At 65.3% G+C, this 18,701-nt stretch carries 13 protein-coding genes and 1 tRNA gene; 10 read left to right on the top strand and 4 right to left on the bottom strand.

Annotated elements, in window-relative coordinates; genetic code table 11:
• Positions 1 to 85 precede the first annotated feature (85 nt).
• The 7 genes from fumC to HUK65_RS19080 all read left to right on the top strand — a co-directional run bounded on the left by fumC (position 86) and on the right by HUK65_RS19080 (position 7,405).
• Positions 86 to 1,480, top strand: a complete 1,395-nt coding sequence (gene fumC / locus HUK65_RS05025; protein WP_179905050.1) for a class II fumarate hydratase — start codon at positions 86 to 88, stop codon at positions 1,478 to 1,480.
• A 195-nt stretch (positions 1,481 to 1,675) separates the two neighbouring features.
• Positions 1,676 to 2,344 (top strand): 50S ribosomal protein L21, encoded by a 669-nt coding sequence (locus HUK65_RS05020; RefSeq protein ID WP_179905049.1) that lies wholly within the window; start codon positions 1,676 to 1,678, stop codon positions 2,342 to 2,344.
• 6 nt (positions 2,345 to 2,350) lie between these two features.
• Positions 2,351 to 2,620 (top strand): 50S ribosomal protein L27, encoded by a 270-nt coding sequence (rpmA, locus tag HUK65_RS05015; RefSeq protein WP_179905048.1) that lies wholly within the window; start codon positions 2,351 to 2,353, stop codon positions 2,618 to 2,620.
• Positions 2,621 to 2,725: 105 nt separating this feature from the next.
• On the top strand, positions 2,726 to 3,316 hold the full coding sequence (locus HUK65_RS05010; RefSeq protein WP_179905047.1) for a GNAT family N-acetyltransferase: 591 nt from the start codon (positions 2,726 to 2,728) through the stop codon (positions 3,314 to 3,316).
• Positions 3,317 to 3,334: 18 nt separating this feature from the next.
• On the top strand, positions 3,335 to 4,138 hold the full coding sequence (locus HUK65_RS05005; RefSeq protein ID WP_179905046.1) for a phosphodiesterase: 804 nt from the start codon (positions 3,335 to 3,337) through the stop codon (positions 4,136 to 4,138).
• 86 nt (positions 4,139 to 4,224) lie between these two features.
• Positions 4,225 to 4,299 (top strand) — tRNA-Gly (locus HUK65_RS05000).
• 208 nt (positions 4,300 to 4,507) lie between these two features.
• Complete coding sequence (locus HUK65_RS19080) at positions 4,508 to 7,405, top strand: glycoside hydrolase family protein (RefSeq protein WP_179905045.1); 2,898 nt, start codon at positions 4,508 to 4,510, stop codon at positions 7,403 to 7,405.
• A 126-nt stretch (positions 7,406 to 7,531) separates the two neighbouring features.
• Here the strand turns inward: HUK65_RS19080 and HUK65_RS04990 are convergent, their stop codons facing one another.
• Together HUK65_RS04990 and HUK65_RS04985 are read right to left on the bottom strand one after the other, a co-directional pair.
• Positions 7,532 to 9,034 (bottom strand): NAD(P)(+) transhydrogenase (Re/Si-specific) subunit beta, encoded by a 1,503-nt coding sequence (locus tag HUK65_RS04990; protein ID WP_179905044.1) that lies wholly within the window; start codon positions 9,032 to 9,034, stop codon positions 7,532 to 7,534.
• 19 nt (positions 9,035 to 9,053) lie between these two features.
• Positions 9,054 to 10,625 carry a Re/Si-specific NAD(P)(+) transhydrogenase subunit alpha gene (locus HUK65_RS04985; protein ID WP_179905043.1) on the bottom strand — a complete coding sequence of 524 codons (1,572 nt, stop codon included), beginning with the start codon at positions 10,623 to 10,625 and terminating at the stop codon, positions 9,054 to 9,056.
• 214 nt (positions 10,626 to 10,839) lie between these two features.
• On the opposite strand from HUK65_RS04985, the gene ppk2 reads away from it, so the two are divergent.
• The 3 genes from ppk2 (at position 10,840) to HUK65_RS04970 (ending at position 13,458) form a co-directional block, all read left to right on the top strand.
• Entirely contained in the window at positions 10,840 to 11,760 is a 921-nt protein-coding gene (gene ppk2 / locus HUK65_RS04980; protein WP_179905042.1) for a polyphosphate kinase 2, read from the top strand.
• Between the two features lie 118 nt (positions 11,761 to 11,878).
• Positions 11,879 to 12,337, top strand: coding sequence for a TrgA family protein (locus tag HUK65_RS04975; protein WP_179905041.1), 459 nt, complete (start codon positions 11,879 to 11,881; stop codon positions 12,335 to 12,337).
• Positions 12,334 to 13,458: an NUDIX domain-containing protein gene (locus HUK65_RS04970; RefSeq protein WP_179905040.1), complete on the top strand. Its 1,125-nt coding sequence runs from the start codon at positions 12,334 to 12,336 to the stop codon at positions 13,456 to 13,458. Before HUK65_RS04975 ends, HUK65_RS04970 begins: the two co-directional genes overlap by 4 nt.
• A 94-nt stretch (positions 13,459 to 13,552) precedes the next feature.
• On the opposite strand, the gene carB is transcribed toward HUK65_RS04970, so the two are convergent.
• Together carB and ade are read right to left on the bottom strand one after the other, a co-directional pair.
• Positions 13,553 to 16,885 (bottom strand): carbamoyl-phosphate synthase large subunit, encoded by a 3,333-nt coding sequence (gene carB / locus HUK65_RS04965; RefSeq protein ID WP_179905039.1) that lies wholly within the window; start codon positions 16,883 to 16,885, stop codon positions 13,553 to 13,555.
• Positions 16,886 to 17,000: 115 nt separating this feature from the next.
• The gene (gene ade, locus HUK65_RS04960) at positions 17,001 to 18,692 is read right to left on the bottom strand and encodes an adenine deaminase (protein ID WP_179905038.1); all 1,692 of its coding nucleotides are present in this window, start codon (positions 18,690 to 18,692) and stop codon (positions 17,001 to 17,003) included.
• Between the last annotated feature and the right edge of the window lie 9 nt (positions 18,693 to 18,701).

Genomic DNA, 18,701 nt, shown 5'->3' with positions numbered 1-18,701 from the left:
CGCCATCGGTATGCAAAGGCATACCGATTGATTTTCCCGCATCCGCAGGCTAGAGCAGGCGCAAACCAGCCGCACGGAGCCTGCCATGACTGATTTTCGCGTTGAAACCGACAGTTTCGGCCCCCTGAATGTCCCTGCCGACCGCTACTGGGGCGCGCAGACCCAGCGTTCGATCCAGAACTTCCCCATCGGGTGGGAGCGTCAGCCGGTCAAGATCGTCCGCGCGCTGGGGGCCATCAAGCAAGCCGCTGCGGTGGTCAACATGGCCCAGGGCAAGCTGGACAAACGGCTGGGCGAGGCCATCGTCGCCGCCGCCGCCGAGGTCTATGACGGCCGGTTTGATGACCATTTCCCGCTGGTGGTCTGGCAGACGGGCTCGGGCACGCAATCGAACATGAACGCGAATGAGGTGATCTCGAACCGCGCGATCGAGATGCTGGGCGGCGAGATGGGCTCCAAGGACCCGGTGCACCCGAACGATCACTGCAATATGTCGCAATCCTCGAACGATACCTTCCCCACCGCCATGCATGTGGCCACCGCGTTGCAGGCGCATGACGTGCTGCTGCCGGGGCTGGAAAAACTGCATGCCGCGCTGCTGGCCAAGGCCGAGGCATTCAGGGACATCATCAAGATCGGCCGCACCCACACCCAGGACGCGACCCCCCTGACCCTGGGGCAGGAGTTCGGCGGCTATGCGCATCAGGTCGCCATGGGCATCCGGCGGGTGAAGGCCGCCCTGCCCGCGATCTATGAACTGGCCCAGGGCGGCACCGCCGTGGGCACGGGGCTGGCCACGAAAACCGGCTGGGCCGAGGATGTCGCCGCCGAGATCGGGCGCATCACCGGCCTGCCCTTCGTCACCGCGCCCAACAAGTTCGAAGCGCTGGCCGCCCATGACGCCATGGTGGAGATGTCGGGCGCGCTGCGCGGCGTGGCCGCCAGCCTCTACAAGATCGCCAACGACCTGCGCTTCCTGGGCTCCGGCCCGCGTTCCGGGCTGGGCGAGCTGATCCTGCCGGAGAACGAGCCCGGCTCCTCGATCATGCCGGGCAAGGTGAACCCCACCCAGGCCGAGGCGCTGACCCAGGTGTGCGCCCATGTCATGGGCAATGACGCCGCCGTGGGTTTCGCCGGCAGCCAGGGGCATTTCGAACTGAATGTCTACAAGCCGATGATGGCCTATAACGTGCTGCAATCCATGCAGCTTCTGGGCGATTCGGCTGGCGCCTTCACCGACAACATGGTTGCGGGGATCGAAGCCAACACCGACCGGATTGCCAAGCTCATGTCCGAATCGCTGATGCTGGTCACGGCGCTGGCCCCCACCATCGGCTATGACAACGCCACCAAGGTGGCCAAGACCGCCCACAAGAACGGCACCACCCTGCGCGAGGAAGCCATCGCCCTGGGCTTTGTCGATGGCGAGACCTTTGACCGGATCGTCCGCCCCGAGGACATGATCGGCCCCAAGGACTAAGCCCCCGGACGGCGGCAGAATCGGCCGCGCACGCCTTGACAGCGCGGCCGCTTTCCCTGATAGAGCGGCTTCCTGTCCAGGCCCCGGCCCGCGCAGGCCATATCTCATGCCCGCAATGGGCACGCTGCCCGAAGGCACCCAACGCCCGGCATGACCGGGGGCCACAGGGCGCGGAAGTCGAAAAGGAAGACACAGATGTTTGCGGTTCTCAAAACCGGCGGCAAACAGTATCGCGTTCAGACCGGCGACGTGCTGCGCGTCGAACGCATTGCTGCCCAGGCCGGTGAAACGGTCCAGTTCAACGACGTCCTGATGGTGGGCGGCGATGCCCCTGTCGTGGGCGCCCCCCTTGTCGAAGGCGCGGCCGTGCAGGCCGAGGTGATCGACCAGATCAAGGCCGACAAGGTCATCCATTTCGTCAAGCGCCGCCGCAAGCACAGCTCGCAGCGCACCAAGGGCCACCGCCAGAAGCTGACGCTGGTGCGCGTGACCGACATCCTGCCCTCGGGCGCGGATGCGACGGGTGTGAAGGCCGCGATCGGCACCGGATCGGTGTCCGGGTTTGCCATCGAAGCCGCCGCTCCCAAGGCTGCAAAACCCGCCAAGGCCGAAGCCACCAGCGGCGCCGCCCCGGCCAATCTGCTGAGCGAAGCCCGCGACGGCGCGGGCGATGATCTGAAAAAGCTGACCGGCGTCGGCCCCAAGATGGTCGAAAAGCTGAACGAAGCCGGCGTGTTCCATTTTGACCAGATCGCCGCTTGGACCGCCGAGGATGTTGCCTATATGGAAGAGCAACTGGGCGCACGTGGCAAGGTTGACGGCTGGGTCGCCGAAGCCGCCGACATGGCGCAAGACAAGGAGTAACGCAGAATGGCACACAAGAAAGCAGGCGGTTCCTCCCGCAATGGACGCGATTCCGCAGGCCGCCGCCTGGGCGTGAAGCTCTATGGCGGGCAGGCTGCGATCCCCGGCAACATCATCGTGCGCCAGCGCGGCACCAAGCACTGGCCGGGCGATGGCGTGGGCATGGGCCGTGATCACACGATCTTTGCCACCGCCGAAGGGCGCGTGACCTTTCACAAGGGCCTGAAGGGGCGCAGCTTTGTATCCGTACTTCCGGCCACGGACGCTGCCGAGTAACCCAACAGTCATATCAGACATGTATGCGGGGGTCGGCAACCAGGTCGGCCCCCGCATCCTGTTTGGCGCCATGGCGCTGCGGGGACGGAGGCCCCAAACGCGCCAATGCCGCCCCCGACATGCGCAAGGAGGAGAGCGCAGGTGACAGTTCAGACCACAACCGCAACCAACGGGCAGATCCATGCCGAACGTCTGGTGCTGCGGCCCATTCGCCAATCCGATACAGGGATGCTGCGGCTTTACGCCAGCGACCGCCGCGTGGCCGAAGGCACGCGCTCCATCCCCCACCCCCTGCCCCCCGGCGCGACCGAGGCGTTTGTCGAACGCGCCTGCGCCAACCCGCAGGACGAATCGGTCTGGATCATGGACGGCACCGCCCATGGCTCGGCCGAGGTGATCGGCATCATCTCGGTCAAACCACTTGACCGGGGGCAGAACCAGATCGGGTATTGGGTGGCCCCGGCGTTCTGGAACACAGGCTATGCCTCGGAAGCGCTGCGCGCCATCATCGCCGCCAACCCGCTGCAGGCGCGCACCCTGTTTGCCGAGGTGTTTCAGGACAACCCAGTGTCCGCGCGGGTGCTGACCAATTGCGGCTTTGAATATCTGGGCGATGCCGAGGCGTTCTCCGTCGCCCGCGGCGCGGCGGTGCCCACATGGACCTATATCCGCAAGATGGAACCGGCCCAGAGCTGACCGACTCAGGGGATGACCATGAAACTGATCGTCTTTTCCGACCTGCATCTGACCGCCCCGGGCACGCGGGTCATCGGCATCGACCCGTGGGAGAGGTTCGAGGCCGCCCTTGCACATGCGCAGGCCCTTCACCCGGATGCCGCGCGTTATGTGCTTCTGGGTGATCTGGTCAATGACGGCCCGGCAGAGGTCTATGACCGGCTGGCCGAGCGGCTGGCCGCGCTGCCGCTGCCGGTCTCGGTGGTGCCGGGCAACCATGATGACCGCGCCGCGCTGGACGCGGCCCTGCCGGACCTGCCACGCGCTCCGGGCGGCTATCTGCAATCGGTGGTGGATACGCCGGATCACCGGCTGATCTTTCTGGATTCGCTGTCCCCGGATGTGATGCCCTTTCACGGCGGCGCGCTTTGTGCGCAACGGCTGGAATGGTTCGCCTCGGCACTGGACGGGGCCGGGGAACGGCGGGTGGTGGTGTTCATGCATCATCCGCCCTTTGATGTGGGCTTTGTGGGCATGGACCGGATTTCGCTCAAGAATGCCGATGCCTTCTGGTCCCTGGCGCGCGGGCGGGTGGCGCATCTGGTGATCGGGCATGTGCATCGGACGATCTCGGGCAGTTGCAACGGCGCGGGCTTCACGGTGCTCAAGAGCCTGGCGCATCAGACCCCGATGGACATGCAGACCGAAGATACGTCCCTGTCGGTGCCGGAACCCGGCGCCTATGGCATTGTTCTGCTGGGTCAGGCCGGGGTGGTGGTGCATAGCGATGACTTCACCCTTCCGGCGGTCACGGCGACCGGCACCCGGCAGCCAGCACCATAGGGAGCGGGCGAAAAATTCTTTGGTGCGGGCGAATTTCGCTCTTGCAGCCCCCGGGCGGAGTTTGTAAATCGCAACCATCGAAGCGGGCGGGCGTAGCTCAGGGGTAGAGCACAACCTTGCCAAGGTTGGGGTCGTGAGTTCGAATCTCATCGCCCGCTCCAAATCGAACGACCGAAAAACAGGCGGCCTTCGGGCCGCCTGTTTTCGTTTGCGGCCACCCTGTTGCGCGCCCCCATTCGCAGCGCACGGTGCCTTTGGCGGCGTTTCAGCTTTCCCCCGTAGGGTCCGCGGATCACTGGCTCTTGTTTGCAGACAGATGGACCGGGACCTTGCCACGCCACCGCGCGGGGCCTTTCACGAGGATGAAGCATGACACGACCCGTTTTTACCCCGCCGACCGACGGAACCGAACCGGACCAGGCCGCCTTCGTGGCCGAGCTTCAGCGGGTGATCGATGCGCTCTATGATCATACCGAAGACCGGGTCGATGCCCACACCCATGCGAAAGCCCAGATCGACGGGTTGAAACCCGCCCTGCGCCGGGCTGCTGCCAGTGCGCGCACGCGCCCCGGCGTTGCCCCCTGGGCCTGGACGACCGAGGCCGCCGGCGCCCCTGACGATGTCCCCGGCCTGGACGCGGATGACGCCATCAGCCTGCAGAACGTCCCCGGTCTGGGCGAATGCGCCGTCGTCACCAATGCCGATCGCCTTGTCGCCCCGCGCGATGCCGTGGCAGTGCATCCCGGTCGGGTTTATGTGGCATTCTTTGCCACGCGTCGGCTTGTGAACCCGGTCGATATCGCGGGCGCGGGAATGCGCTTTGCGCTGGAGCGGCTGGGGGCGGATTATGCCGCGCAGGGCAGCACCGTGCTGGAGGATCGCACGCTGTGGGTGGATGACGGCATCTGGCGGGGGGCCTTCACCTTTTCCGTGGGCGCGCCATCGCTGGGCACTGTGGATGCGCAGTTGGCCAGCGGCACGGTGCATGTGCGCCCTTTCGTGCGCTGCTACGGGCTGGACAGTATCGAAGCCGTGGCGCAGGTGCAGGTGCTGGACGTGACCGAAGCAGCCTTGATCGACGGCGCCATGGATGCCCGCGCCCTGGAGCAGGCGCTGGCTGATGCCAAGGCTGCGGTGAACACGGCCAATGACGCGCGTGACCTGTCTCTGGCCAATTCCACGGCGTTGGACACGACCTCGGCCCAGATGCAAACAGCTCTGACAGCGGCCACCGCGCATCTGTATCTTGCGGAGTTCGGCGCGGTCGGGGACGGCACTACGGATGACCGGTCGGCCATTCAGGCCGCTATCGACGCGGCCAATGGACTTGGCGGCGGGCGCATCATCGGATCGCCGGGGAAGCACTACGCCTTCGCCGGGCGCCTCCAGATCAAGCAGGGCGCGATCCTTGACCTGCGCAACGGGGCGGAGTTTCACGGCATCGGTGACGATGATGGTATCGACCTGATGCCGGGCGGTGAGGTCTACGGGTATTTCGAGGCACACGGGAATAACGCCAACGATCCCTTTTTCGATGTCTGGCGCCCAAAGGCCCCCACCCGTTTTTCGCGCCCGCCGCGCAAGACACGCATCGACGTCGAACTGCGCAAGCGCGCGTCACATGCGAGTTCCCCCGGCGGTGTCGGCTTGCGCATCGGGGATGACGGTTCTGCGGGCGCGGGGGCCGGAAACCGTGGTGTATCCTGGTGCGAGTTCAAGGCATATGTGGCTGGCTTTGACACCGGCGTAAAGCTGGAGGTGGACGGCACCGGGTACATCACAAGCAACGAGATGGATTTCACGGTCTATGATACGGTCTACGGTTTCGATGTGGACAACCGCGCCTCGGAAGAGGACACATCCCGTGTCGTTTCTGCAAACAACATCAAGTTGACCACACAAACCGCTGGCGGGAATCGGGCCCGGCGGGCGGTGCGCACGTCAGGCGCTTTCTCCCGCAACTGGCTGGATGTGATGGTCTGGGATTGGGGCGCCAACCAGACCGACCCCGAGGACAACGTTCAGATTGAGTTCGGTTCCGGTGCGCGTGGAAACCTGATCACCGGATTTATAGACGGGCACCACGATGACGATATCGGACTCTACGAGGGCACGTCTGCGACCCAACCGAATTTCTATTGGATGCAGACCAACCACATGCGCGTGTCTGCTGCTTCTGTGCTGCCGCTGCATCGTCAGATCACCGGGAAGGCGGACAACCATCTGCAGTTCGCCACACAATTCCATGATGTTACGGCGACGGGCGACAGCATCAACCTGAATAACCTCTTTACCCCCGGTCTGACCGGATCTGTCACCGACGGCACTCAGACGGCGGTTACGATCGACCTTGGCGCCAACCGCACCTGGATGTCGCTTGGCGTGAACTTCGACAATCAGGACCGGCCCGACAAGTGCAAGATCGAGGTCAGCACCGACAACAGCACGTGGGAGCTTGTTGTGAAAGCCGGGTACAATGGCGCACCCTGTCCGCGTCTTGTGCAGCAAACCGGCGGCTTCGGGTTTGCGACCGGGCGATACCTGCGGTTCACCTTTGAGAACGACAGTCCGAAGTCATTTGGCGTGGCGGACATATTCGGCACCTCCACCAGCACTGACATGCTGCGCGCGGGCGGGGCTTACGCATGGCGCAGCGAAGCGGAAATCGGGCGCAGCGTGACGGTGGTGCCGTGGGGAAGCGGGGCAAGCAACGATGACGGCTTCTACGTCGGGGGTGGCGGCCCCGCGCTGCGCCGAAGCGGCCTGCATGTCAACGGCGAGCAGGTGGTGTCCGGGCGTCAGGCGGCCCCTCTCCCGCCCGGGCTTGATATGGCGTCCATGCAGGAAACCCTGAAGGCTATTCTCGACCGGCTTGGCCCGGCGGGTCACGGGCTTCTGGCAGCGCCGAACCTCGGGCCGAATGTCGTTGGCACCAGAACGCTGGGGCAGCCCGGTGGCGGCGCAGTGGAGTACGACCCGGGGACGGGCATCTACCGTATTCTCAGAGAGAACGCTGACGGGCCTTACGTCGCCTTCGAAGTGGAGGCCGGCGAAGAATACCGGGTCATCGCCGACCAGATCGGCGGGCAGAGCGCCCGGATTTATCGCAGTCCTGTCCTGTCGAACGCAAACCAGATCGGCGCGACGATCAACGGAGCGGTAGATCAGACCATCATACCGCCAAACCCCATCATCTACGTTTCCGCGTGGAACAACGGGGCTGAGACGTTCTTCAAGCTGCCGCTGATCGCCAAGGTGCTTTCATAAGTGGCCCGATTATCGATTCTGTTCACGGGGCCCTGCCATCCTTGACCCTGTGCAAAGCCGGACATGACAAAGGCCCCCTCGGGGGCCTTTGCGCTTTGCCGGGGGCAGCCATACGCGACCGCCTGATCACTCGATCAGCGGCAGCAGGCTGTCCACCGAGGCTTTCGCATCGCCGTAGAACATGCGTGTGTTCTCCTTGAAGAACAGCGGGTTCTCGATGCCGGAATATCCCGTGCCGGCGCCGCGCTTGGAAACGAACACCTGCTTGGCCTTCCACACCTCCAGCACCGGCATCCCGGCGATGGGGCTGTTGGGATCATCCTGCGCCGCCGGGTTGACGATATCGTTCGACCCGATGACGATCACCACATCGGTGTCAGGGAAGTCATCGTTGATCTCGTCCATCTCCAGAACGATGTCATAGGGCACCTTGGCCTCGGCCAGCAGCACGTTCATGTGCCCCGGCAGACGCCCGGCAACCGGGTGAATGGCGAAGCGCACGTTCTTGCCCTTGGCGCGCAGCTTGCGGGTCAGTTCGCTGACCGATTGCTGCGCCTGCGCAACCGCCATGCCGTAGCCCGGCACGATCACGACCGAGTCGGCCTCGTTCAGCGCGGTTGCCACGCCGTCGGCATTGATCGCGATCTGCTCGCCCTCGATCTCTGCCGCGGGGCCGGTGGTGCCGCCAAAGCCGCCCAGGATCACGCTGACGAAGCTGCGGTTCATGGCCTTGCACATGATGTAGCTCAGGATCGCGCCCGAGGAGCCCACCAGCGCACCGACCACGATCAGAAGCTCGTTGCCCAGGCTGAAGCCGATGGCTGCCGCCGCCCAGCCCGAATAGCTGTTGAGCATGGAGACCACCACGGGCATGTCGGCGCCGCCAATGCCCATGATCAGGTGATAGCCGATGAACAGCGCCAGCGCGGTCAGCACCAGCAGCATCAGGATCGCCGCCACACTGTTTTCGGCATAGGCCAGATACAGCCCGGCAAAGACCACCGACAGGACAGCCGCCGCGGCATTCAGCATGTGCCCGCCAGGCAGTTGCAACGGCGCACTGTTGATGCGGCCCGCCAGCTTGCCATAGGCGATGATCGATCCGGTGAAGGTCACCGCCCCGATCCAGATGCCCAGCATCAGCTCGATCCGCAAGATCGTGACCTCGACCGCGGTCTTCTTGCCGATGATCATGGCGAAATCGGTCATGCCCAGCCACAGGTCATACGCCTGCGTGGACATGGGGCCTGCAGGCTGCGGAAAGGGCAGTGCGGCACTGGCAAAGGCTTCGGCGACACGGCCGATCTCCAGATGCGCGTTGATCCCCACCAGCACCGCGGCCAGGCCGACCAGGCTGTGCATGATGGCCACCAGTTCGGGCATCTCGGTCATCTGCACCCGCGTTGCCAGTTGCCAGCCGACAATGCCGCCCAGCGCGATCAGCACCAGCGAGAGTATCCAGAGGCCGCTGCCGGGGCCAACCATGGTTGCGCCCACGGCCACCGTCATGCCGATGATGCCGTACCAGACCGCGCGCTTGGCCTTTTCCTGGTTCGAAAGCCCGCCCAGCGACAGGACAAACAGGACCGTTGCGACCGCATATGCGGCCATTGTGAATCCGTAATCCATTACCTTGTCTCCCGCCTGCTCAGGACTTCTGGAACATGGCGAGCATCCGCCGCGTCACCATGAACCCGCCAAAGATGTTCACCGCTGCCATCAGGATGCCCGCTGCGGCCAGCACTGTGATCAACCCCGAGGTTGATCCGATCTGCATCAGCGCGCCCAGGATGATGATCGAGGAAATGGCGTTGGTGACGGCCATCAGCGGGGTGTGCAGCGAATGACTGACATTCCAGATCACCTGGAAGCCCACGAACACGGCCAGCACGAAGATGATGAAGTTGCGCATGAAGCTTTCGGGGGCGACCAGCCCCACGGCCATCACCGCACCGCCCGCAATGGCCAGCAGCGCCACCTGGCGCTTGGTCTCTGCGGCGAAGGCGTTGACCTCGGCCGCGCGCTTCTCCTCGGCGGTGGGCTCCTTCTTCTTCTCCTTCGGCTTGGCGGCGATCGCCTGCACCTTCGGCGGCGGGGGCGGGTATGTCACCTCGCCCGCATGGGTGACGGTGGCCCCACGGATCACGTCATCTTCCATGTTGTGGTTGATGACGCCGTCCTTTTCGGGCGTCAGGTCGGTCAGCATGTGGCGGATATTCGTCGCATAGAGCATGGACGATTGCGTCGCCATGCGTGACGGGAAATCCGTGTAGCCGACAACCACCACGCCATTGTCACTGACGATGCGCTCATTGGGCACGGTCAGATCGCAGTTGCCGCCCTTTTCGGCGGCCAGGTCCACGATCACCGAGCCGGGCTTCATCATCCGGACCATGTCCTCGGTCCAGAGCTTGGGCGCGGGGCGGCCGGGGATCAGCGCAGTGGTGATGACGATATCGATATCCGGGGCCAGCTCGCGGAATTTCTCCAGCTGCTTTTCGCGGAATTCGGGGCTGGAGGGCGCGGCATAGCCCCCGGTCGAAGCGCCGTCCTGTGCCTCTTCCTCGAAATCCAGATAGACGAATTCGGCGCCCATCGATTCGATCTGCTCGGCCACTTCGGGGCGGACGTCAAAGGCCAGGGTGATCGCCCCCAGCGCGGTCGAGGTCCCGATGGCGGCCAGCCCCGCCACCCCGGCGCCCACCACCAGCACGCGCGCGGGCGGCACCTTGCCCGCAGCCGTCACCTGGCCGGTAAAGAAGCGGCCGAAATTGTTGCCCGCCTCGATCACCGCGCGGTAGCCGGCGATATTCGCCATCGAGGACAGCGCATCCATCTTCTGCGCGCGGCTGATCCGCGGCACCATGTCCATGGCGATGACGGTGGCCTTGCGCGCGGCGGCGGCGTTCAGCAATTCCTCATTCTGGGCAGGCCAGAAGAAGGAAATCAGCGTCTGGCCTTCGCGCAGGCGCTGGACCTCGTCCATCTGCGGCTCACGCACCTTGATGACGATATCCGCGCCGTCGAACAGGGCGGCGGCATCTGCCACCACCTCGATCCCGGCTTCGCGATAGGCGTCATCGGTGATCCCGGCCCTCTCGCCTGCGCCGGCCTGAATCAGGCATTCATGCCCAAGCTTGCGCAACTGCTGGGCGCTGTCGGGTGTCAGTGCGACACGCGCCTCGCCTTCATAAACCTCTTTGGGTGCGCCGATCTTCACGCGTGTTTCCCCCCTTCGTCATGGAGTGGTAGTCTGCATCATCCAAACCGCCGTAACAACGGTGCGGCGCCTCATTACATTGCGCAACAATATTTCACAAGCGGGCAAGATCATTTCACCATGTCGCAGCGTGCGGCAACTTGATCCTGATCACAGACCCGCGACCTGCATTAGTGTAGAATGGCTGCATCTTTTGGCAAACGGGATAGTGATGATGAAGGACCAGACCGCGACCACAATCAAGGATGATGACCGCAGCGCGCAAGCCCAGGAGGTTTCGGTCGGCAGTTCTGTCGCACGGGGGGAACAGGCTGACCTTGATGAGGTGCGCAAGGCCTTTGAAAGCGGGCGCTACCCCTATCGTTACAAGATGGCGCGCAAACCCTATGAAACGGAAAAGGCCGTGTTGCAGGCCGAATTGCTGAAGGTCCAGAAATGGGCGCAGGACACCGGACAGCGATTCGTGCTGCTGTTCGAAGGCCGCGATGCCGCGGGCAAGGGCGGCACCATCAAGCGCTTCACCGAACACCTGAACCCCCGGTTCGCGCGTGTGGTGGCCCTCAACAAACCCTCGGAGCGTGAGCGCGGGCAGTGGTATTTCCAGCGCTATGTCGAACATCTGCCCACTTCGGGGGAAATGGTGTTCTATGACCGGTCCTGGTACAATCGCGCGGGCGTCGAACGGGTGATGGAGTTCTGCACCGGGGCGGAATATCTGGAATTCATGCGCCAGGCCCCGGATTTTGAACGCATGCTGGTGCGCTCTGGCATAAGGCTTTACAAATACTGGTTTTCCGTCACCCCTGAAGAGCAGCGCCGCCGCTTCAGATCGCGCGAAACCGACCCGTTGAAGCGCTGGAAACTGTCGCCCATCGACATGGCGTCCCTGGACAAATGGGACGAATATACCGAGGCCAAGGAGGCCATGTTCTTCTACACCGACACCGGCGATGCCCCCTGGACCATCGTCAAGTCCAAGGACAAGAAGCGCGCCCGGCTGAACTGCATGCGCCATTTCCTGTCCACGCTGGACTACCCGGACAAGGACCCGTCGGTGGCCCAGCCCCCGGACCCGCTGATCGTCGGCCATGCGCAGCATGTGCTCAGCCGGAGCGAGTCCTTCTCGAACAGCTGATGCGACCCGGACGCCACGCCTCCCGCCCCGTTTGCGCGGGGCGGTTCCGTTTCGCCCGGCGTTCACCTACTGTGACGCAGTGGTCCGCTGCGGACCGATCCCTGTTGCCGGAGGTCCCATGCCGACGCTGACCAAGCTTTGTGCCTTCCTGCTGTTCGGCCTGTTCGCAGTCATCGGCGGCGAACGCTACATTCTGCTGTTCGAGGACCCACCCACGGCGGGCTCGCCGGCGCTCTGGCTGGCGCTGATCGGCGGGGCGGTGGGCTGGCGATTTGTCGGCGCGCGCGCGAATACCGGGTTTGCGCAGGCCGCCTGGGTGGGCGTGCAGGGCACGGTGCTGGTCATCTTCTGGGCGCTGGTCGCCTTTGGCGTGGCCGGGGTCTTCGCCCGCGGCTACGCGCGGCAGTATGACGGCGTGATGGACGCGCTGACCGGCTGGTTCGCTATCGCCCTCGAACATCTGGAACGCATGCGCGCCGCGCCGGATTTCCTGGTGTTCCTGCTGCTGGGCGGGATCATCTGCGGGATCGTCTGCGCCCTGTTCTTCCGCTTTGCCGAACGGCGCCGGCTGGGATGACCCTCCCGTTGCGCTACTTCCTCTTCGGAACCCTGCGCCACCTGCCGCTGCTGGAGGCCGTTCTGGGCGGCCCCGCCGTGACCGAACCGGCAACGCTTGCAGATCACGCCGTGATGCGCGCCCAGGGACACAGCTTCCCCATCCTGATCCGCCAGCCCGGCGCCCGGGCCGAAGGGCTGCTGGTGCATACCGATGCCGACGGCGCCGCCCGGCTGGACCTCTATGAAGAGGGCTTCGACTACAAGGTCACCGAAGTCACTGTCGAAACCGCCTCGGGGCCCCGGACCGCCCGACTCTTCGCCTCGGATGGCGCGCCTTTGCGCCCCGATGGCCCCTGGGATCTGGACGACTGGGCCCGCCGCTACGCCGCCGCCACCGTCGAAGCCGTCCCCGAGGTCCTGGACCTGGCCCGCACCCAGCCCTTTGCCGTGCAGCAGGCGCGTTACGCCATGGTCCTGGCCCGCGCCGACAGTACCCTGCGCGCGCGCGCCCATCCGGCCCCCGCAACCCTGCGCCGCAGCCCCCGCCCCGATGATCTGCAGGTCGAGCACCTGGAGCGACCCTACGCCTGGTTCTTCGGGGTGGAGGAAGCCCATATGCGCTTTCGCCGCTTCGATGGCAGCCTCAGCGCGCCGGTGCGCCGCGCCGCCTTCGTCATGGCCGATGCGGTGACGGTCCTGCCCTACGACCCCGCCACCGACAACGTCCTGCTGATCGAACAGCACCGCTTCGGCCCCCAGGTCCGGGGCGACACCAACCCCTGGACGCTCGAACCCATCGCCGGTCGGATCGACCCGGGCGAACCCCCGGAAACCACCGCCGAACGCGAAGCGATGGAAGAAGCCGCGCTGCCCCTGCGCGCTCTTCACCCCATCGCGCAATGCTACCCCACGCCCGGCGCCGTGACGGAATACCTCTATCTTTTCCTGGGCCTGGCCGATCTGTCACAAACCCACCAACGCATTGGCGGACTGGAGACCGAGGCCGAAGACATCCGCAGCCATGTCATCCCCTTCCCCCGGCTGATGGAGCTTGTCCAGAACGGCGAGGTCCAGAACGGCCCGCTGCTGACCAGCACCTTCTGGCTGGCCCTCAACCGCGCACGCCTGCGCTGCGGCTGACCGCACCTTCATCTTGCCTCAGAATACTCCGGGGGGTGAGGCGCGGCACGCGCCGAGGGAAGCAGCGCCCCTCCCCCTCGCCTGCCACAGGCACTCAGCCCTGAAGCGCGCGCACCACGATGGCATCCTCACGCCGGGCGCGGATCGCCAGCGTGGCCGCATGGGCCCCCGCAGCCGTGGTGAAATAGGGGATCTTGTCATAAAGCGCGACCGAGCGGATCTCGCGGCTGTCCTCGATCGCCTGCTGGCCCTCGGTGGTGTTCATCACCATGGCCACCTCGCCCGATTTCAGCAGATCGACAATATTGGGGCGCCCCTCATAGACCTTGTTCACTCGCTCACAGGGCACGCCATGTTCGGCCAGCCAGCCGGCCGTGCCGCTGGTGGCAACGATGGAAAAGCCCATCTCCACCAGCATCTGCGCCGCCTCAACCATCGCCGCGCCCTTGTCGGCATCGCGGATGGACACAAAGACCTGGCCGGTTTCGGGCAGGTTTACCCCCGCCCCCAGTTGCGCCTTCAGAAACGCGCGGGCGAAGTTGCGCGCCCAGCCCATGACCTCACCGGTGGAGCGCATCTCCGGGCCCAGCAGCGTGTCCACGCCGGGGAAGCGGGCAAAGGGCAGCACCGCCTCCTTGACCGAAAACCACGGCGTGATCGGATCGGCCAGGGTCAGCGGATCGGCCAGCGGCATCACATCGGTTGGCCCTACCGAGGTGTCATAGGGCGGGCGCAGGGCGAAATCGGCCAGCTTCTCGCCCGCCATCAGCCGCGCGGCAATCGAGGCAATCGCGCTGTCGGTGGCCTTGGCCACAAAGGGCACGGTGCGGCTGGCGCGGGGGTTGACCTCCAGCACGTAGATCACGCCATCCTTGATGGCGAATTGCACATTCATCAGCCCGACCACATTCAGGCCCTTGGCCAGCGCCTCGGTCTGGCGCTTCAGTTCGGCCACCACATCGGCGCCAAGGGTGTGCGGCGGCAGGCAACAGGCGCTGTCGCCGGAATGGACGCCCGCTTCCTCGATATGCTGCATGATCCCGGCCACATGCACCGCTTCGCCATCGCAGAGCGCGTCCACATCGACCTCGACCGCGCCCGAAAGATAGCTGTCCAGCAGCACCGGGTTCTTGCCGGACACGACCACCGCCTCGCGGATGTAGCGCTCCAGATGGGCGTCATCGCGCACGATCTCCATGGCGCGGCCACCCAGCACATAAGAGGGGCGGATCACCAGCGGATAGCCCACGGATTTCGCAATCGCGAACGCCTGTTCGGGGCTGGAGGCAATGCCGTTCACCGGCTGCTTCAGGCCCAGCGTGTTCAGCAGCGCCTGAAACCGCTCGCGGTCCTCGGCCAGGTCGATGGCATCGGGCGAGGTGCCCAGGATGGGGATGCCCGCCGCTTCCAGATCGTTGGCCAGTTTCAGGGGCGTCTGGCCGCCGAACTGCACGATCACTCCGTGCAGCGTGCCGCGCTCCTGCTCGACCGTCAGGATTTCCAGCACATGCTCCAGCGTCAGCGGTTCGAAATACAGCCGGTCCGAGGTGTCATAATCGGTGCTCACCGTCTCCGGGTTGCAGTTGATCATGATCGTCTCATAGCCCGCGTCGGTGAGGGCGAAACAGGCGTGGCAGCAGCAATAGTCGAACTCGATCCCCTGCCCGATCCGGTTGGGGCCACCACCCAGAATCACCACCTTCTTGCGGTCACTGGGGCGGGCCTCACACTCCACATCGCCCATGACGGGGGTTTCATAGGTGGAATACATATAGGGGGTCTGGGCCTCGAACTCGGCGGCGCAGGTGTCGATGCGCTTGAACACCGCGGTCACGCCCAGATTGTGACGCGCGCGGCGAACCTGCGCCTCATCGCGGCCCGTCAGCGCGGCCAGGCGCGCATCCGTGAAGCCCAGCATCTTGAGCGCGCGCAGCCCTTCGGCGGTCACGGGCAGACCATCGCGGCGGATGGCGGCTTCGGTGGTGATGATCTCGCGGATGCGGGCCAGGAACCAGGGGTCGAAGGCGGTGGCGCGCTGGATCTCGTCATCGGACAGCCCCTCGCGCATGGCCTGGGCGATCAGGCGCAGCCGGTCCGGGGTCTGGGCGCTGATCGCCTTGATGATGGCGGCGCGGTCGGGCGCGCCGGGGATGGCGATCTCATCGAACCCGGTCAGGCCGGTTTCCATGGAGGCCAGCGCCTTTTGCACCGATTCGTGGAAGGTCCGGCCAATGGCCATGGCCTCGCCCACGGATTTCATGGCGGTGGTCAGCTCGGGCTTCGATCCCGGGAACTTTTCAAAAGCGAACCTCGGGATCTTGGTGACCACATAATCTATGGTGGGTTCAAAGCTGGCGGGTGTCACTTTTGTGATGTCGTTGTCCAGCTCATCCAGGGTGTAGCCCACCGCCAGCTTGGCGGCGATCTTGGCGATGGGAAAGCCCGTGGCCTTGGACGCCAGCGCCGAGGAACGCGACACGCGCGGGTTCATCTCGATCACCACCATCCGCCCGTCGGCGGGGTTGATCGCCCATTGCACGTTGGAGCCGCCGGTTTCCACGCCGATCTCGCGCAGCACGGCAATCGAGCCGTTGCGCATGATCTGGTATTCCTTGTCGGTGAGCGTCAGCGCTGGGGCGACGGTGATGGAATCGCCCGTATGCACGCCCATCGGGTCCACGTTTTCGATGGAACAGACGATGATGGCGTTGTCGGCGCGGTCGCGCACGACCTCCATCTCGTATTCCTTCCAGCCCAGCAGGCTTTCATCCACCAGGATCTGCGCCACGGGCGAGGCATCCAGCCCCGACCGGCAGATGCGTTCATAATCATCGCGGTTATAGGCCACCCCGCCCCCGGTGCCGCCCAGGGTATAGGCCGGGCGGATGATGGCGGGCAGGCCGATATCCTCCAGCGCCTCCATGGCCTTGGCGACACCGGCGTTGATGTCATACTTGCCGCTCTCCAGCTTCGGGGCGGCAACGATGGTGGCACGGGGGTTTTCCAGCCCGATCCGGTCCATCGCCTCGCGGAACAGCTTGCGGTCCTCGGCCATTTCGATCGCCTCGCGGCGCGCGCCGATCATCTCGACCCCGTATTTCGCCAGCACGCCCATCTCTTCCAGCGCCAGCGAGGTGTTCAGCCCCGTTTGCCCGCCCATGGTGGGCAGCAGCGCGTCGGGGCGTTCCTTCTCGATGATCTTGGCGACGATTTCGGGCGTGATGGGTTCGATATAGGTGGCATCCGCCAGGCCGGGGTCGGTCATGATGGTGGCGGGGTTCGAATTGACCAGGATCACCCGGTACCCTTCCTCGCGCAGGGCCTTGCAGGCCTGGGCGCCGGAATAGTCGAATTCGCAGGCCTGGCCGATGATGATCGGCCCTGCCCCGATGATCATGATGGAGTTGATATCGGTTCTTTTCGGCATGTCGGCCCCCGGGCTGCGGTCCTGCGGGCGCGCGGGGCCACCGCCCGGCGCGCAAATTGCTGCGGGTTATATCCATGGGCGGGGTCGGTGCAAGCCCTGTTCGGCGCGGGCGCGATCAGATAACGGCGAAGCGATCCACATCCACCATGCCGTGGTCGGTGATCTTCAGATGCGGGATCACCGGCAGCGCCAGGAAGGCGAGTTGCAGGAAAGGTTCTTCCAGCGTGACCCCCAGCGACCGGGCAGTGCTGCGCAGCGCGATCAGGCGCTGGTGCACAACCTCGAACGGATCGAGCGACATGAGCCCGGCCACCGGCAGCGGCAGTTCCGCCAGCACCGCGCCGTCGGCCACCACCACGAAGCCGCCTTCGATCTGGCCCAGCCGGTTCGCGGCCAGCGCCATGTCGGCATAATCCTGCCCGACCACGGCGATGTTGTGGTGGTCATGGCAGACGGTCGAGGCGATGGCGCCGCGGGTCATGCCGAACCCCTGTACGAAGCCGGTGGCGATGTTGCCGTTCACCCCATGGCGTTCGATGACCGCGATCCGGGCCAGATCGCGCGCGGGGTCCGGGCGCTGGTCGCCATCAATGGTGGGGATCTCGGCGCGCCGGTGTTCGGTGATGATCTTGCCCGGCAGGATGCCGATCACATGCGCCTGCGCGGGGCCGTTATGGCGGAAATCGGCGGCCGAGACCTGCGGCGCGCGCACCGACGCGCGGGCAACCGGCGCGGTGGTGGCGCGCGCGGCGAAAGCCGCGTCATCGGCCAGAACGCCGCCGCAGAAGACCATGGCCGCGCGGCACTCGGCCAGATCCTCCAGCACCACGATATCGGCGCGTTTTCCCGGCGCGATCTGGCCGCGATCCTTCAGCCCGAACGCCTCGGCCGCGCTGAGCGAGGCGGCGCGATAGACCGAGAGCGTATCGCAGCCCTTCGCGATCAGGCTGCGGATCATGTGGTCCAGATGGCCGTGTTCGGCGATGTCCAGCGGGTTGCGGTCATCGGTGCACAGGCACATGTAGGGCGCGGTGATCGGGGTCAGGAGTTCGGCCAGCGCGTCCAGATCCTTGCTGACAGAGCCTTCGCGGATCAGCACGCGCAGGCCCTTCTGCAGCTTCTCGCGCGCCTCGGCCGCGCTGGTGCATTCATGTTCGGTGCGGATGCCGGCGGCCACATAAGCGTTGAGGTCACGGCCCGAAAGCAGGGGCGCGTGCCCGTCGATATGGCGCCCGGCAAAGGCAGCGAGCTTGTCCATGCAGCCCGGATCGCGATGGATCACGCCGGGGAAGTTCATGAACTCGGCCAGGCCGATCACGGAAGGGTGCTCGGCCAGCGGCGCGAGATCGGCCGCCGACAGGGCTGCACCCCCAGTTTCCATATGCGAGGACGGCACGCAGGAGGACAGGTTCACCCGGATATCCATCACCGTCTGCGCGCTGGCGGCCAGGAAGTAGTCGATCCCCGCCAGCCCGGCGACATTGGCGATTTCATGCGGGTCGCAGATGGCGGTGGTGACGCCGCGGGGGGCCACGCAGCGGTCGAACTCATGCGGGGTGATGCAGGAGCTTTCGATATGCAGATGCGTGTCGATGAAGCCGGGCACCAGCCATTTGCCGGTGACGTCGATGACGCGGGCGCCGTCATAGCCCGCACTGACGCCGACGATGGTGTCGCCGCAGATGGCCACGTCGCCGGCGATTTCCTGCCCCGTCACCAGGCAGAGCACCCGCCCGCCGCGCAGCACCAGATCCGCCCGTTCGTCCCCACGTCCCTGGGCGATCCGCCGTTCCAGTTGCTCGCGCATCATGCCGCC

Origin of the sequence: Rhabdonatronobacter sediminivivens (assembly GCF_013415485.1) — a bacterium.
Taxonomy (GTDB): Bacteria; Pseudomonadota; Alphaproteobacteria; order Rhodobacterales; family Rhodobacteraceae; genus Rhabdonatronobacter; species Rhabdonatronobacter sediminivivens.
The sequence above is the reverse complement of the archived record's forward strand: the minus strand, read 5'-3'. Positions and strand labels throughout refer to the sequence as shown.